The 15,411-nt window shown below is 55.8% G+C and carries 15 protein-coding genes and 1 pseudogene; 11 read left to right on the forward strand and 5 right to left on the reverse strand.

What is annotated here, in order from left to right; genetic code table 11:
• Nucleotides 1–12 precede the first annotated feature (12 nt).
• Both KEHDKFFH_RS14150 and KEHDKFFH_RS14155 read left to right on the forward strand, forming a co-directional pair.
• Nucleotides 13–1,773 (forward strand): putative 2-aminoethylphosphonate ABC transporter permease subunit, encoded by a 1,761-nt coding sequence (locus tag KEHDKFFH_RS14150; protein WP_241956513.1) that lies wholly within the window; start codon nucleotides 13–15, stop codon nucleotides 1,771–1,773.
• A 19-nt stretch (nucleotides 1,774–1,792) separates the two neighbouring features.
• Entirely contained in the window at nucleotides 1,793–2,698 is a 906-nt protein-coding gene (locus tag KEHDKFFH_RS14155; protein WP_104322498.1) for an EamA family transporter, read from the forward strand.
• Nucleotides 2,699–2,764: 66 nt separating this feature from the next.
• Here the strand turns inward: KEHDKFFH_RS14155 and KEHDKFFH_RS14160 are convergent, their stop codons facing one another.
• The 4 genes from KEHDKFFH_RS14160 to KEHDKFFH_RS14175 all read right to left on the reverse strand — a co-directional run bounded on the left by KEHDKFFH_RS14160 (nucleotide 2,765) and on the right by KEHDKFFH_RS14175 (nucleotide 8,868).
• Nucleotides 2,765–3,427, reverse strand: a complete 663-nt coding sequence (locus tag KEHDKFFH_RS14160) for an HAD family hydrolase (protein WP_104322499.1) — start codon at nucleotides 3,425–3,427, stop codon at nucleotides 2,765–2,767.
• 326 nt (nucleotides 3,428–3,753) lie between these two features.
• Nucleotides 3,754–5,379, reverse strand: a complete 1,626-nt coding sequence (locus KEHDKFFH_RS14165; protein WP_104322500.1) for a GMC family oxidoreductase — start codon at nucleotides 5,377–5,379, stop codon at nucleotides 3,754–3,756.
• Between the two features lie 75 nt (nucleotides 5,380–5,454).
• Entirely contained in the window at nucleotides 5,455–6,897 is a 1,443-nt protein-coding gene (locus KEHDKFFH_RS14170; protein WP_104322501.1) for a coniferyl aldehyde dehydrogenase, read from the reverse strand.
• Nucleotides 6,898–8,868 (reverse strand): alkyl/aryl-sulfatase, encoded by a 1,971-nt coding sequence (locus tag KEHDKFFH_RS14175; RefSeq protein WP_104322502.1) that lies wholly within the window; start codon nucleotides 8,866–8,868, stop codon nucleotides 6,898–6,900. It lies immediately after the preceding gene.
• A 133-nt stretch (nucleotides 8,869–9,001) separates the two neighbouring features.
• Between KEHDKFFH_RS14175 and KEHDKFFH_RS14180 the strand changes: the two genes are divergently transcribed.
• From KEHDKFFH_RS14180 to KEHDKFFH_RS14220, 8 genes and pseudogenes are all read left to right on the forward strand, one after another.
• Nucleotides 9,002–9,889, forward strand: coding sequence for a LysR family transcriptional regulator (locus KEHDKFFH_RS14180; RefSeq protein ID WP_104322503.1), 888 nt, complete (start codon nucleotides 9,002–9,004; stop codon nucleotides 9,887–9,889).
• Between the two features lie 164 nt (nucleotides 9,890–10,053).
• Nucleotides 10,054–10,188 (forward strand): annotated as a pseudogene (locus tag KEHDKFFH_RS14185) (transposase domain-containing protein); the annotation flags it as partial.
• A 655-nt stretch (nucleotides 10,189–10,843) separates the two neighbouring features.
• Nucleotides 10,844–11,149, forward strand: a complete 306-nt coding sequence (locus KEHDKFFH_RS14195; protein ID WP_104322504.1) for a hypothetical protein — start codon at nucleotides 10,844–10,846, stop codon at nucleotides 11,147–11,149.
• Between the two features lie 94 nt (nucleotides 11,150–11,243).
• Nucleotides 11,244–11,756 carry a DUF411 domain-containing protein gene (locus KEHDKFFH_RS14200; RefSeq protein WP_104322505.1) on the forward strand — a complete coding sequence of 171 codons (513 nt, stop codon included), beginning with the start codon at nucleotides 11,244–11,246 and terminating at the stop codon, nucleotides 11,754–11,756.
• Nucleotides 11,757–11,766: 10 nt separating this feature from the next.
• Nucleotides 11,767–12,621: a WD40/YVTN/BNR-like repeat-containing protein gene (locus tag KEHDKFFH_RS14205; protein ID WP_104322506.1), complete on the forward strand. Its 855-nt coding sequence runs from the start codon at nucleotides 11,767–11,769 to the stop codon at nucleotides 12,619–12,621.
• Nucleotides 12,622–12,664: 43 nt separating this feature from the next.
• The gene (locus tag KEHDKFFH_RS14210) at nucleotides 12,665–13,069 is read left to right on the forward strand and encodes a c-type cytochrome (protein ID WP_241956514.1); all 405 of its coding nucleotides are present in this window, start codon (nucleotides 12,665–12,667) and stop codon (nucleotides 13,067–13,069) included.
• A 51-nt stretch (nucleotides 13,070–13,120) separates the two neighbouring features.
• The gene (locus KEHDKFFH_RS14215) at nucleotides 13,121–13,597 is read left to right on the forward strand and encodes a hypothetical protein (protein ID WP_104322508.1); all 477 of its coding nucleotides are present in this window, start codon (nucleotides 13,121–13,123) and stop codon (nucleotides 13,595–13,597) included.
• A gap of 25 nt (nucleotides 13,598–13,622) precedes the next feature.
• Complete coding sequence (locus tag KEHDKFFH_RS14220; protein ID WP_104322509.1) at nucleotides 13,623–14,345, forward strand: cytochrome c biogenesis CcdA family protein; 723 nt, start codon at nucleotides 13,623–13,625, stop codon at nucleotides 14,343–14,345.
• A gap of 195 nt (nucleotides 14,346–14,540) precedes the next feature.
• Here the strand turns inward: KEHDKFFH_RS14220 and merR are convergent, their stop codons facing one another.
• Nucleotides 14,541–14,975 (reverse strand): Hg(II)-responsive transcriptional regulator, encoded by a 435-nt coding sequence (gene merR, locus KEHDKFFH_RS14225; protein ID WP_104322510.1) that lies wholly within the window; start codon nucleotides 14,973–14,975, stop codon nucleotides 14,541–14,543.
• Nucleotides 14,976–15,048: 73 nt separating this feature from the next.
• On the opposite strand from merR, the gene merT reads away from it, so the two are divergent.
• Nucleotides 15,049–15,405 (forward strand): mercuric ion transporter MerT, encoded by a 357-nt coding sequence (gene merT / locus KEHDKFFH_RS14230; protein ID WP_104322511.1) that lies wholly within the window; start codon nucleotides 15,049–15,051, stop codon nucleotides 15,403–15,405.
• The last annotated feature ends 6 nt before the right edge of the window (nucleotides 15,406–15,411 follow it).

The following is a 15,411-nucleotide window of genomic DNA, read 5'->3' on the forward strand; positions in this document are numbered from 1 at the left end:
GCGGAGCTCCAAATGTCTGAGTCTGACCCTGGTAAGTTCTCCATGATTGATTCTCCCGCGCTTTCGACACCGACCACACGCAACTGGCCAGCCTTGGCAGAATTACGCCGGAGGCTTGCCGGCCGTTGGGTGTTTGCACTGCTTCTGGTAACCGGTTGCGGGGTTCTGACCCTGCTGGTGCTAGCGCCCCTATACACACTGCTTTCAAAGAGCGTCGAGAGCAAAGCCGGTGACTTTGTCGGGCTGGAAAACTTTGCCCACTACCTGAGTACCGGCGGCATCGAATCTGCGTTCTTCAATTCCCTGTGGGTGGCCGGGCTCAGCACCGTCATTGTGGTTTCGCTGGCCTTCATGGCGGCCTGGGCGCTGACCCGCACGCGTTTGCCAATCACCGGCTGGATTCGTGGTGTCTTGGTATTACCGATCCTGGCGCCGTCGCTGTTGCCAGCGATCAGCCTGGTGTACCTGTTCGGCAACCAGGGCGTACTAAAAAGCTGGCTGTTCGGCGCTGAAATCTATGGGCCCATTGGCATCATCATGGGTTCCTGCTTCTGGACCTTTCCCCACGCCTTGATGATCTTGCTAACGGCGATGGACAACGCCGATGGGCGCCATTACGAAGCCGCTACCGCCTTGAAGGCCAGCCCGTGGCGAACCTTCTGGACAGTAACGGTGCCCGGTGCCCGCTATGGGCTGGTAAGTGCCGGGTTTGTTGTGTTTACGCTAGTGATTACGGATTTCGGCGTACCCAAGGTCATTGGAGGGCAGTTCGATGTACTCGCCACGGATATCTACAAGCAGGTGATCGGGCAGCAGAAATTTGAGATGGGCGCGGTGGTCAGCGTGCTGTTGCTGTTGCCGGCCATGCTGGCGTTCATCGCCGACCGCTATGTGCAGCGCAAACAATCTGCAAGCTTTACGGCCAGATCCGTGCCCTACAGGCCCCGCCAGGATCGCAAGCGAGACGCCTTGGGAGCACTGATGCTGACACCGACCGTGGTGTTCATCTTCGCCATCATCGGCATGGCTATCTACGCATCATTCGTTACCTTCTGGCCCTACAACCTCGACCTTAGCCTGAACAACTACCAATTCGGCCGTATGGATGGCGGTGGTTGGGGGGCTTACACCAACAGCCTGCAGATGGCACTGGGCACCATGGTACTCGGAACTGTACTGGTTTTCTTCAACGCCTGGCTGATGGAGCGGACGCCGCAGCCGAAGCTGCTGACAGGCGTGTTCCAGTTTCTCTCGCTGCTGCCCCTGGCGGTCCCAGGTCTAGTACTGGGGTTGTCCTACATTTTTTTCTTCAATCATCCGGAGAACCCTATCAACGGAATTTACGGTACTTTGTTCATCCTGATCCTTTGTACCGTCACCCATTTCTACGCGGTTTCCCATCTCACGGCCGTCACGGCGCTGAAGCAACTGGATCAGGAGTTTGAGGCAGTAGGGGAATCGCTCAATGCTTCTCGGTGGCGAGTGCTGTTCACAGTCACGTTGCCCCTGTGTTTACCTGCGATCCTGGATGTTGCCCTTTACCTTTTCGTGAACGCAATGACCACCGTATCAGCGGTTGTGTTTCTTTATGGCCACGACTCCCAGCTGGCGTCGGTGGCGGTGCTGAACATGGACGAGGCCGGTGACATCGCCCCTGCGGCTGCAATGGCCATCCTGATCACAGTAACCTGTGCAACGGCGAAGCTCATCCAGGGGTTGCTGCGCTTCTGGGTGGATCGTTCAACCAGGGTGTGGCGGCAGGGCACGGAGTGAGCCGACAGCCTGAAACCTTATGACCTCTACGGCGATTGTTATTGTTCTGGTGTCCGCGCTCGCCCATGCGGGTTGGAACCTTTTTGGCAAGAAAGTCAGCCCCAGCGGCGCGTTCTTTTGGTACAGCACCCTGTGGGGCGCGCTCCTGACCTTGCCAGTGCTGGTTTATTACCGCTCCCTGTTGCGCGAACTGGATTCGGGCATTTGGTGGTTGGTGGTTGCCACCGGTTTTTTCCAGGCGACCTATCTCAGCTGCTTGGCTGCGGCCTACCGCCATGGCGAACTGTCGGTGGTATACCCCCTGGCGCGCTCCTCGCCCCTGTTGATCCTGTTGGTCGGCACTCTTTTCCTGGGCACGGCTGAAACCATCACGGTTGCGGCCGTTGCCGGTATCGTTCTGATTGTGGCGGGGTGCATCATCTTGCCAATGCACCGGTTCCGGGACTTCCGTCTAACTAACTACCGCAACCTCGCCACCCTGTTCGCCCTTCTCGCTGCTGCCAGTACCGCCGGATACTCGCTCATTGACGATAACGCCACGAATCAGATGCGAGAGCTACTTGATGGCATCGCGTTGGATGGGGAGGTGGCGTTTGTTTTTGTCATCCTCCAGGCCTGGTCGGCTCTGATATGGCTGAGTCTTGGTCTGAGTTTGCAGGCAGCCGAACGACGGCTTTTATGGGTACTGATCTCTAACTGGCGCAGTACGATGGCGGCGGGAGTACTGATTCTTGGAACGTACGCGCTGGTGGTTTGGGCTATGGCCTATGCGGATGACGTCAGCTACGTGGTAGCCTTCAGGCAAGTCAGCATTCCTATCGGCGTTGCACTGGGCTGGTATTTCCTTGAAGAACCTCTGCACGCGCCCAAATTACTCGGCGTGCTGACCATTCTTGCGGGCTTGCTGCTGGTGGTTCTGGGGTGATGGTTCGTCTTGACTCCGTGCAGAAGAGGCAAAGTTTCGCTCTTGCGAGGTTGAGGTGGCGAAGGGTCATGCCCGGGCCACCTCGTCAATGAGTACACGCCAGCCTTTTCGCCTTGCGTAGCGCTCCAGAATGGGATCCGGATTCACGGCAACGGGATAGTCCACAGATCTCAAAAGGGGAAGGTCGTTGTGGGAGTCTGAGTAGAACCAGACTTTCTCCGGGACGGCGCGTCGCGCCGAGACCCACTCTTTAAAGGCAGCCACTTTGCCTTCCCTGAAAGGGCGTCGGGTTCCGATGGTGCCTTTGAGGGTGTCGTCCTGCCATTCGACCTGCACGCCTATATCGTCATTGATGCCGAGGTGTCGGGCGATGGGCGAGACCAGATGCTCGCCCGTTGCGGAGATAACGAGTACATCGTGCCCTTGGGTCTTGTGCCAAGCTACACGTTCCCGGCCAGTTGTTAGCACTCGGGGAGGAATCACTGCCCTAACGAACCGATCAATCAGCGCTTCCACCTGGCTCCTCTGCCAACCCCGAATAGGAGCCAGGCTGTATTCCATGTAGTCCTGGAGATCCAGATCGCCGTTGGTATAGGCACTCATGAACGCCCTATCCCTTGCCTCGGAATCGGGGGCGGCATCAATGGCTTCAGTGCGGAGAAATTCAGTGAACAGCTGTGAACTGTCTCCGCGAATCAGGGTTTCATCTAGGTCGAAAATCGCAAGCATGTAGCACTCCTTTGGTATACACCAGATTGTGCTTCAAGCCTGTTACGAGTTTGTTACGGGATAGGGTCCAAAACTCATTCCGAAAAATAGGCTGAACTTTTCCAAGTGGAAGTGTTGGTCTATCAGCCTGAATGTCCGCTTTGCGACCAAGGCGACTCAAGGATCTCAGCTAAACAAAAGCGAACCTTTTCCTCACCGAGGTTGGCCATTAGGCAAGGCTGAGTGTGCTCCAGCTGATGAAATGTTCTATGTATTCAAGCCACGCCAAATTGCGATCGCGCCCAGACTAAAAGTTGCCATTGCGGTTTTCATAGTGGGCGCCCTTTTCACATCGTGTTCTCAACGCCGTCCTCAAGAATCATGTCAGCGGCCTTTTCAGCGATGGCAATTGTGGGCGCATTCGTATTGCCACTGGTCAGCCTTGGCATGATGGAAGAGTCCACCACCCGCAAACCTTCCAGGCCATGAACCCTGAGCTGCGGGTCGACCACTGCCATTTCGTCAATACCCATTTTGCAGGTGCCCACCGGGTGGTAGACGAGACCCACTTTCTCCCTCACTTTTTCAATGATTTGCTCATCTGACTGACAATCTGCGCCCGGGTGGATTTCATCACCCCGGTAATCTTCAAACGCCTTCGCCCCCAGAATGCGGCGCGCCTGGCGAATACCGTCCAACATCACTTTGCAGTCATCAGGGTCGGCGAAGAAGTTGTAGTCAATCTCAGGGACAGTAAAGGGGTCGGGCGATGTGATGGTGACGGTGCCAGTGCTCTTGGGCCGAAGCACGCAGACATGCACCGAATAACCCGGATTGGACATGAGTTTCAAATCACGACCGCTATCGTCGAACAGCAACGGCAGCATGTGGAGCTGAACGTCCGGGCGATCAACGCTGTCATTCGACCGGATAAAACCACCGGCCTCGGTAACGGATTTGGCCAGCTTGCCCTCTTTTTTGGCGATGTACCTGATCGTGTCCGGCAGCATCTTCAGCATGCCGCCGACCGAGGCGGTGAAACCATCATTCTTTTTGCTCGATACCAGCACACAGGCGTCCACGTGCTCCTGAAGGTTCCGGCCTACGCCCGGTAAGTCATGCAGACAACGAATCCCTACCTTTTCAAGTGCCTCGCGGCCTCCAATGCCAGACAGCTGAAGCAGCTGTGGTGAATTGATGGCACCACCACTCAGGATGATTTCCCGGTTAGCTTTCAGCTCAAGGTCTTTGTCGTTGTACCGCAGCGCTACGGCCACCGCCCGAGTGCCGTCGAGAACCACTTTTTTCACCTGTGCTCCCGTCAGCACTGTCAGATTGGTGCGATTCATGGCCGGCTTGAGGTACCCATCGGCGGCACCGAAGCGACGGCCGTTTTTGATATTCAAATGATAATACCCAACGCCCTCCTGGTTGGCGCCGTTGAAATCGTTGCTGTAAGGAAAACCAGCTTGGACGGCCGCTTTAACGAACGTTTCAGACATCGGGTACTCAGCCGTCTCAGGCGCGCTGATATGGAGATTGCCACCTTGGCCGTGAAAGGGGTCGTCGGCTAGCTTTTCGTGATGTTCCGATTTTTTGAAATACGGCAATAGGTCCTGATAGCCCCAGCCTTTGTTGCCGAGGGCTTCCCACCCGTCGTAATCCTCTTTCTGACCACGCACATAGAGCATGCCGTTAATGGCAGAACTGCCACCCAGCCCTCTTCCCCTTGGAGTAAAAAGGGGCTGGCCACCACGCAATCTCTGGTCAGGCTTGGCGTTGAATGCCCAGTTATATTTCGTGAAGAACATATGGGCTGCAAAGGCGCCGGGCGTCCGGACAGTGACCGAATCTCCGCCCGGACCTGCTTCCAATACGCACACAGAATATCGGCCATTTGCTGACAGTCGATTGGCCAGTACGCTTCCGGCCGAGCCGGCACCAACCACAATGTAGTCATATTGTTCATTCATCGTTGCACCTCAAACGGCTCCGCTTATTGAAGGCCTGGCTGCGTTTTGGGACGTAGCTTGCGTTAATACCACTGGCTATTTCGCGAGCCTGATCATGAAATTCAGGATCTTCGATGTTGTCGTCGTATAGGGGGGCATCAACGGCTTCAAACCATCAAAGAACCCCTGCTGGAACACCGGCCTGAGTTTGGAGAAGGTCGTGAATCCCTCGTAGCCGTGATAATGGCCCATGCCACTGGCACCCACCCCGCCAAATGGCATATCGTGCTGGGCCACATGGAGAATGCAGTTATTCACTGAAACCCCGCCGGAAATGATCCGGTCAATGTAGTAATCCCGTGTCTGCGTATTTTTGGTAAAGGGATAAAGGGCGAGGGGGCGGTCTCGTCCATTAATATACTCCACCACCTCTTCCCGCTCCCGGTAGGCTTTGATCGGCAATAATGGCCCGAAGATCTCCCTCTGCATCACCAGCATGTCGTCGGTGACGTTGAGCAGAATATGGGGTGGGAACTTCCGTAGTGAGCCATCACCCTCACCGCCCTCAGACATGTTAATCACCGTTGCTCCTTTTTCTCGTGCATCCTCGACGGTGGCCCACAGGCGCTGATAGGAGCGTTCATCGATGATTGAGGTGTAATCATTGCTCTGAAGATCCGGGTAACGCTGATTGACTAATTGTTTTGCCTTGTCGACGAATGCACTTACCCGGGCTTCCGGCAGGAATAGGTAGTCGACACTGGTACAGATCTGACCGGCATTCAGCAGCTTCCAGTACATCAGCCGCTCTGCTGCGATTTCGATCGGGAAGTCCTCTGCCACAATAGCCGGCGACTTACCGCCCAATTCCAGGGTCACCGGCGTCAGATTGGCGGCGGCACTAGTCATCACCGCCCGACCGGTTTGCCCTGATCCGGTAAACAACAGGTAATCAAAGGGCAGCGCCGAAAAGTCCGGCCCGATTTCGTGCTCATCCTCAACGAAAACCAGTTTTTCCGGTGGGAAGTAATCGCCCGCCACCCGTTTGAGCAGTCGGACAAAGTGACCGGATCGGTCGGACAGCTTAACCACGGCCCGATTACCGGCGGCGAAAATGGAGGTGAGGGGCGCAAAGGTCAGGTTGGCCGGAAAGTTCCAGGGCACAATCACGCCAACGACGCCCAGCGGCTGTGGGATGACCTTATTCTTCGACCCGGGATACAGCATCTGTTTGACGTGGCGACGCTGGGGCTTCATCCAGCGTTTGAGGTGCTTGATGGTATCCTTGATGCCGTCAAGTACCAGAAAGATCTCGCAGAAAAGCGTTTCCGTGGACGACCGGTTACCGAAGTCATCGCTGATGGCCTTGATAATGGCGTCCTGATGGTCCTGCACCAGACGGGACAGAGCCCGCAGGTGCTGAATCCGGGCTGCAAGGCCCGGTACCGGGTCGTTCAGATAGGCGCGACGCTGGCTCTCAAAACTCTGCGTCAACGTACGAACAGTATGCTCGCGCGGGGTCGGTGTTTTCGCGTTCATTCAGTTCACCGGCTCGATAATAGGAAAGTCGGCAGACGGCTCTTCAAACATCTGCAATAGGTCAAAGAAGGCTTCCGTGGATCCGTCGATCTGAATCTGACCTGCCTGCACAGCCGCCGGAAAGGTGGTTGTCTCCAGCAGAATGCTGTCGAGTACTTCGCGGGTCATGCGCACACTGGCGTGGGCCTCGTCGTCCAGCTCTCCGGCGCGATAGGTCAGTGTGGCGTTCTGGAGATTCAGGCGATAGTCCTCTTCCTGGTCCGTCACCGACCAGTTAATCACCAGATGCTTCCCAGCAGCTTTGCTCGGGTTCAGCCTCACCGCCATGGCATCGAAGAACATGCTGGTTTCCAGCGCCTGCATAAGATCCGGCTGCAAACCGACGTGTTTGGGAGTCTCGACGCCGTTGCGCAATTCATGGGCGCCGACCAGATAGGCGCTCCGCCATGTACCGGCCTCAGCCTGGTAACCCAGTTGCTCAAGGGCGTCCGCTGCCAGTTCCCGGGCTGCCTGGTTGTCGGGGTTCGCGTAGATCAACTGGCGCATCACCGAGGCGACCCAGCGATAGTCGCCAGCTTCAAAGTCCTTGCGCGCCTTCCGCAGGACTTCTTCCTCTCCACCCATGTAATCAATCGCCCGTCCTGCCTCTTCCCGTGGCGGCAACGGATTGAGATTAGCGGGGTTACCGTCGTACCAGCCCATATACCGCTGGTAAACACCTCGGGAATTGTGGCGCACCGTTCCATAGTAGCCGCGAGCCGACCATTCCTGGCTCAGGCTCTCTGGTAGCTGCAGGTTTTCAGCGATATCACCTGGCAGCATGCCCTGGTTCATCATGCGCACGGTCTGATCGTGGATGTGCTTGTACAGGTCTCGCTGCACGGCCAGGAAGTGCTTGATTTCTTCCCTTTCCCAGATCGGCCAGTGGTGCTGGGCCACCAGGATCTCCGCGCGATCGGCGAAGCGCACCATCGCCTTGTCGATAAATTTGGACCATGCGCTGGCATCGCGGATGCCGGCGCCGCGGATAGTGTAGATATTGTGCAAATGCTGGCTGGTAATCTCCGCGGTATTCAGAACCCTGAACTGCGGAAAGTACATCATCATTTCCGACTCGGCTTCAGTGCCGTGAGCCATCTGGAATTCGATCTCAATGCCGTCAATGGTCAGGTTAGCGTTATCCGGAACCGTATCTGTCGGCGCAATCAGGCTCAACGGACCACTGCCCAGAGCCTTGCCTAGACCGGTGTCAACGTGTCCGCGAGCTCCCGGAGGCAGGCTGGCACCAAACTGGTAGGTAGCCCGCCGGGTCATGGCGTTGCCGGCGACGACGTTCTCTGCGATTGCGTGTTCCATAAAACCTTCCGGTGCATAAACCCGCACCTTACCGGCACGCACATCCTCCTCACTGATCACACCTTTTACGCCGCCAAAATGATCGGCGTGATTATGGGTATAGAGCACGGCCACGACCGGTTTCTCGGGCCGGTGCTGGTAGTAAAGTTCGAGACTGGCCCGGGCCGTGGCAGGAGTAAGAAGGGGATCGATGATGATCAATCCGCTGTCACCCTCGATGATGGTCATGTTGGACAGGTCCATATTGCGGACCTGGTACATGCCTTCGACTACCTCAAACAGCCCGTGCATGTTATTGAGTTGTGCCATGCGCCAGAGGCTTGGATTGACGGAGTCGGGAGCCTCGTCCTTTTCCAGGAAAGTATAGGGCGACATGTCCCAGGCAACATGTCGATTATCGTCCAGCACTTTGCCGTCCGGCAGGGACCCCACAAAACCCCGCCGAGCATCGTCAAACGACTGCGTATCCGCAAACGGTAGTTCATCGAGCACCGCCTGATTGGCTTGCGCTGTCACGTCGCTTGCCGGTTTGGGAGTGTCAGCGTGGGCCAAAACGGGAAAAATTAGCGCTACGCTGAAAGCGCTGACCGCAAGTTTCTGAATAGCGGATCGCATGCGGGACCTCTGGAATGTCGTTGTGTGTTGTTCAGGGGTTCACTACCTGTGAAGTACAGTCTGAGCCGTCGCGAGGAAGTACTCAAATGCATTCTTTATTGACAATCCATGCGTATTGCGCATGAATGGTGAGATGGATACACGACACATTCGACACTTCCTGGCACTGGTCGACTCCGGCAGCTTTGCTCGCGCCTGCGAGATAGTGCACCTGTCTCAGCCGGCGCTGAGCCGCAGTATCAAGCAGCTTGAGCACCAACTCGGCGCCACGCTGTTCGAGCGCGGACGCTTTGGCGCGATCCTGACGGCTCACGGCCGGGCAGCCTTGCCACATGTCCGTGGCCTGCTGGCGGCGGCAGAGTCATTACGTCAGGAAGTCGAGGCAATTGATGATCTCGAGACCGGGGAACTCAGTATTGGTACAGGTCCATATCCCGCGCTGTCATTATTGGACCGGGTTTCTGCCAGATTCGTGGAACGTTATCCAAGTATTCGTCTGAACATCCGCACGGATAACTGGCAGGGGTTGCGCCTTGCATTGCTGGATCATGAACTGGAGCTGTTCGTGGCCGACACCGGAGCCCTGTCAGGCGATCCCGATCTTGAGATCACCCATCTGCCTCAACCTGAGGTGGTGGTGTTCTGTCAGGAGGGTCATCCTCTGACGCAGAGGGATGAATTGGAATGGGTTGATTTGCTTGACTACCCCATGGCCATGACTCGGTTACCTGAAGACATGGAGCGCCAGTTCCAGACAATGAGCGCCCCACAAGGAGGTCTTCAAAAGCGAATTGAGTGCGACAACGTAGCCATGCTCGTCTCTATTGTGGCTGGCAGCCGAGCGATCAGCATTGCGCCAAAAGGGGTCGTGGCCTCCGCTTTAACCAGCAGACAAGTGGCCACGCTGAACGTCAAAGGGGTCGAGGCGTTACGCACCCGCTATGGTGTGGTGCAACGCAATGGCCGCCCGCTTTCCCCAGCCGCAACGGCCTTTCGCTCGATCATTCGCGATGAGGCTTGAACGCGAGGCGTGGTTGTCAATGAATACAGATATTTTCAAACACGCCTTCGCAAATGAGCTTTAAAGATGCGCTTTGTGGTCGATCTGAATGTTCGCTTTGCGACCCTCGCAGCCTTCTCTAGATCTCAACAAGAGCGAACTGGCGGCCAAGCCCTTGGAGTACATCGGCGAAGCTGAACGGGCATGCCTCTTATACCTATCTGAGAGATGTGCTAACCCGCCTTCCGACGCAGAAGAACAACGCCCTCGACGAGCTATTGCCCCACAACTGGAAGCCGGCGCTACTCGATACGGTGTGATGGTCAAATACGTTTTTAACGCAGAGAGTTATGGGGTACCTAGGAAAACTCTCAACTGTGGGCGCTTACAATGGAACGAAATGGTGGTAGGCTTTAGGGAACTGATCGGTAGATCGTATGTCGTAGCTTCCCAACGTCACAGCTTGGTGCTTGAAAGCAAGATGTCCGCAAAGAACCGCCCCATCATTGTTGTATTACTGACACTGCTTTTGGTGATCAGTGGGCCGGCGTTTGCTTTGTCCAAAGTAGCAGCCGGCCAGGCGGAGTCTGCGATGGCGGATTGCGGCTCCATGATGATGGATCAGGCCGAAAGCACTGTTTCCTCCTCAGACACAGCAACGGATTGCGTTTCTGCCCCTGAAAGGGCCTGCCAAACTGCCTCTGGGCTGGTCAAATGCGGCGTCAGTGTCAGCTTTGTCCTATTGCCGGGGAACTTCACAGGTTTTACCGATACTGGCTCCCAGCCGATTTTAGCCGCACAGGCGGCCCTCTATCAGGACCCCTTCCTGGCCTCCATTACACCCCCTCCAGAACATCACTCCTGAGTCTTAACCGGAGTTTTTGCCCATCGCGGCAAGCTCACTAACGTTAGTTCTTGCAACAAAGTCTCGTACTTCGGTTCATCCGTAACGGGGCTTTACTTGGAGTGAATCACATGCGTAATTCAAAACTCAATCTCGCCGTAACCGCAGCCGTTCTGGCCAGTAGCGTCGCCTTATTCTCTGCCTTTGCCCATGGCGAAGGCGAAGGCATGATGGCCGGTCATTCCGAGCATAATGGCATGATGTCCTCGCACGGCATGGAGGGTATGGGCGGCATGATGGGGATGATGAACATGATGTCCGATATGCCCCCCGAAGACCGCAAAGCCCTGACTGAGGCGTGCATGAAAATGATGCAGGCTCATGGTGACGACGGCATGCACGATGGTACGAAAGACAAAGGTACCACCGCCAAATAGCCATTTGGGCACCATTTCTAACGGAAGCTCTGGCCCGGGGATCCACACCCCGGGCTTGACCTTGCTCAAAAATGATTCGTTTCGAGGATTTTTCATGAAGACCAAGAAGCTCGCTCTGTATGCGGGTGTAGCCGCTATCGTTGTCAGCGCTGGAGCCACCACATTGGCTATCCAGGCCGACCAATCGGCTCAGACATCAGCTGCTTTAACCACCAGTAAAGAGATAGATCAAGCCATCACCATCTACAAGAGCCCCAATTGCGGTTGCTGCCAGTCCTGGGCCGAACACCTCGCGGCCAATGGTTTTGAGACCCGCATTGTTGAAACCGACCACCTTAATGCCATCAAGCAGCAGCACGAGGTGCCGCGCGATATGGCGTCCTGCCACACCGCACTGATTGGTGACTTCGTGATTGAGGGACATGTGCCGGCCAACGACATCCTTGCCTACCTCGCAGATCCGCAGTTCAACACGGTTGGCTTGTCCGTGCCCGGAATGCCCCATGGTACCCCCGGCATGGAAACGGGCCGGAAGGACGATTATCAGGTCATCGCCTTCAACACCAACGGCCAACAACGTGTTTTCCGTGAACACAAGGATTACTGAGGTCAGCTCTATGAAAGTGATTCCTTATCGCCTGAACTCCGCCGTGTCAGGTTTTTTGCTGTTTACGCTGGCCACTGTGATGCCTGCTCTGCTTCAAGCCGAGACCGCGAATGGCGGCCAGTCTGTGAGGGCAATGACGACCAACTCCTCAAGCGTCCTACTCGTACTTCGGAACAGCGGGCTGTTTGCCTTTGACGGTCATAGTGCCACCGCAATTCCACTGCCCCAGTCCGCTTCAGCGTTCCGCCCTAGCTCTTTGACTAAGGGCGCAGACGGACAGCTATACATTGGGGGGCCTGGCTTAGGTGTCTGGCGTTATGACAATGTCAGCGAGCGTTGGCAATCCCTCAACGACACCCTCCCAGATCTCGGAATCACCGCCGTTGCCGCACACGCAACCGAGCCGGGCACGCTCTACGCCTATCACAGCCAAGCTGGCATGCTCCGATCCAGGGACGGCGGTGCCGAATGGGTGAAGGTTGACAGTGGCCCCCGAGAGCCGGTGCAGGCGTTCCTGCACTCGGACATGCCCGGCAGCATGGAAAGTGGCTGGCTGTTCGCAGGCACCACCCGAGGCGTTGCACGTTCGATGGACTGTTTTTGCTTCTGGGGCGATGCGGGGGAATTGCGAGGGCTTGTCTCGGCCATTGATTACGACCCATCGGCACCGGAAAACGTCTACGTCGTGATTGAGGGACAACTTCACCACAGTCCTGACGGTGGCGAAACCTGGGCTGGCCTTGATACACCCCAGGCGGTGACCGCTCTGACGTTCTCATCCACGGAAGGGCTCGTGGTGGGCACTGAAAACGGAGATCTGCTGTCGCGGAACGTCTCTGGCAAATGGGTGCCTCTTAATGAATAGGTGCCTTTTCCCGGCGGTCCTTGTCCTTGTCCCGGCGCTGGCGATGGCTAAGGTTGGTTCAACAACCAGTGAAAGAATACCGGTCGAAGTGACCGAGGGCCGCCAGATCTATGAGCAATACTGCGCCGCCTGCCACGGAGGGCAGGGCGAAGCCACTGCCGACTGGAGCAAACCGGATGAGAAAGGCGAAATGCCGCCACCATCCCACGATGAGTCAGGACATACCTGGCGTCACAGCGATGCCATGTTGTTCAGGATGATCGCAGAGGGGTGGCGGCATCCTTTCAACAAAACGAACCGGCTGACGATGCCAGCGTTCAAGGACATTCTCACCGACCAGGAAATTCAATCGGTCATTGAGTACCTGAAAACGTTATGGACGGACGACCAGCGGCGCTACCAACAGAGTGAAAGTCAGGATGCTAATCAGGCTGAAAACCCTTCCTGATTTCTCAAGGATGACAGACAACAGTCACTTTAGGTCTCGGGTAACTCAAAGATGTCATTGAAACAGCACTTCAAGAAGTGGTCATGGTTATTTGGTATCGCCAGTTTCAGTGCGGTAGCTGCGGCAATCTTCGTATTGCCGAAGTACTTTAAGCCTGATCTGGATACCGGTATCACTTATTACGCCACGCAAGGATGCGCACCTTTTCAAGGTCAGTGTATCGGCCAAAAAGGCGATAAGACCATCACAGTGGATCTGGGTAACGAAGCCATCGAATCGATGACAGAAATCCCCATTCGCGTGCGTCTCGACAACATGACGGCCGACTCCCTGATCGTGGATTTTGAAGGGCTTGAAATGTACATGGGCGTGGTTCGCACCCAGCTGATAGCAAATGCCCCGGGTGTTTACCAGGGAACTATTACCTTGCCGGAGTGTGGTACTGGCAAGATGCTATGGCGAGCACGGGCCATCATAAACAACGGCACGTCCAGTGAAGGCATCAAATTCGATTTCCGGGCAATTTGACGGACTTACAAAACTTGGGGGCTAAATGCCTGATCTTGCAACTTGGGGAACTGCCGCCGCGTTTGCCGGTGGTCTCGTGTCGTTTTTCTCACCCTGCACGTTACCTCTGGTTCCCGGCTACCTGTCGGTTGTTACCGGAGGTGCCCTGACCGAGACTTCGAATCGGTTGAAGGCCCTTTGGCTGAGCCTGTGTTTTGTGATGGGGTTCAGTCTGATCTTTGTTGCCCTGGGAGCAAGCGCAAGTGCTTTAGGCCAATGGTTGATGGCCTATCGTGAAGAGGCCAACCTGGTGGCCGGCGTGCTCATCGTTCTAATGGGTCTGTTTATGCTGGGTTGGTGGAGCATGCCGGCGTTGCAGCGCGAATGGCGCATTGGACAGTCACTTGAAGGCGGACGTCCCACTGCCGCCTTTCTTCTGGGGATAGCATTTGCCATCGGCTGGACACCCTGTATAGGTCCCATACTCGGGGCTATATTGGCGCTCAGCTCCACCCATGCCAATGCCGAGGCAGGTATGTTGTATCTTGCTGCGTATTCGTTAGGGCTGGCTCTTCCCTTCCTGGGAACTGCCCTATTCATTGAGCACTTTCGCCAACGAGTGCGCGGGTTCAGTCGCTGGAGTCGACTGCTGAGAGCGTTTGCAGGCTTGGTACTCGTTGTCATGGGCGTGTTGGTGCTCACCGGTCAGATGACTCTATTCGCGTCATGGATGTTGTCGACGTTTCCAGTTCTTGGAAGGCTTGGCTGATCCTCTCTAATTCTTTAATTCGTGGGGATCGTTTCAGTGGACGCTATCCTGACTCAGCCAGGGTAGCTGAGTGTAAAAAGCCTATCCGGCCCTGGGCGCTGAGCGAGTCTGGCGGGGTCCAGGATTACGTGGTAGATGGGATATCCCTGTAATCCAGAACCTTATATGCTCTCAAAAGGTGGATAGGTTCAGTAGCTAACCCCTTGGGCTTCCTGTGCCAATGCCTCCCTCATGCAGAGATGCAATGAGCGGGCACGCGATGCTGTCCGGCTTTGCGTGGCATTGACTGACCATTTCACTCAGAGCCTTCTCGATTTTTACCAGCCTTTCGATCTTTTCACGCACATCCTTCAGCTTATGCTCGGCAAGCGCACTGGCTTCTTCACAGTGGGTGCCATCTTCCAGCCGAAGAAGGTCGCTTATCTCGTCGAGACTGAAACCCAGCTGCTGCGCCGTTTTCACAAAGGTCAGCCGATCAATATCGGCAGAACCGTAGTGTCGAATGCCACCCGGAGGCCGCTTGGGTTCTGATAACAGACCTCGCCGCTGGTAATAGCGGATCGTCTCGACATTTACGTTGGCCGCCCTGGCCAAGCCACCAATAGTCATTGCATTAGCTTTAACCGACATGCTGCTTGACTCCGTACTTGACTACGGAAGTAACCTTATCGCATCGAGTCCATGGGTAACAGGTGTCAGCGTCATGTCGAAATTCAAATCTAAATCTGGAAGTGCTTCTCTCGCTGCCGGGGGTATTGCGGCGCTTCTTGCCTCAGCCTGCTGCCTCGGGCCGCTGGTACTGATCACGCTGGGGGTTTCCGGTGTCTGGATCGGCAACCTGACAGCTTTGGAACCCTATCGACCGCTGTTCATTGGCGCGGCCATCGTCGCCATGTTCTTCGCCTGGCGACGAATTTATCGGCCTGTGGAGCAGTGTGAGCCCGGAGAAACCTGTGCCACTCCTCAAGTGCGAAGGGCCTATAAAGTGATCTTTTGGGTAGTTACGGCACTGATACTGGTCGCTTTAGTTTTCCCCTACGTTTTGCCTCTATTCTACTAAAAGGAG

The sequence above is a fragment of the Marinobacter maroccanus genome, assembly GCF_002933275.1.
Taxonomy (GTDB): domain Bacteria; phylum Pseudomonadota; class Gammaproteobacteria; order Pseudomonadales; family Oleiphilaceae; genus Marinobacter; species Marinobacter maroccanus.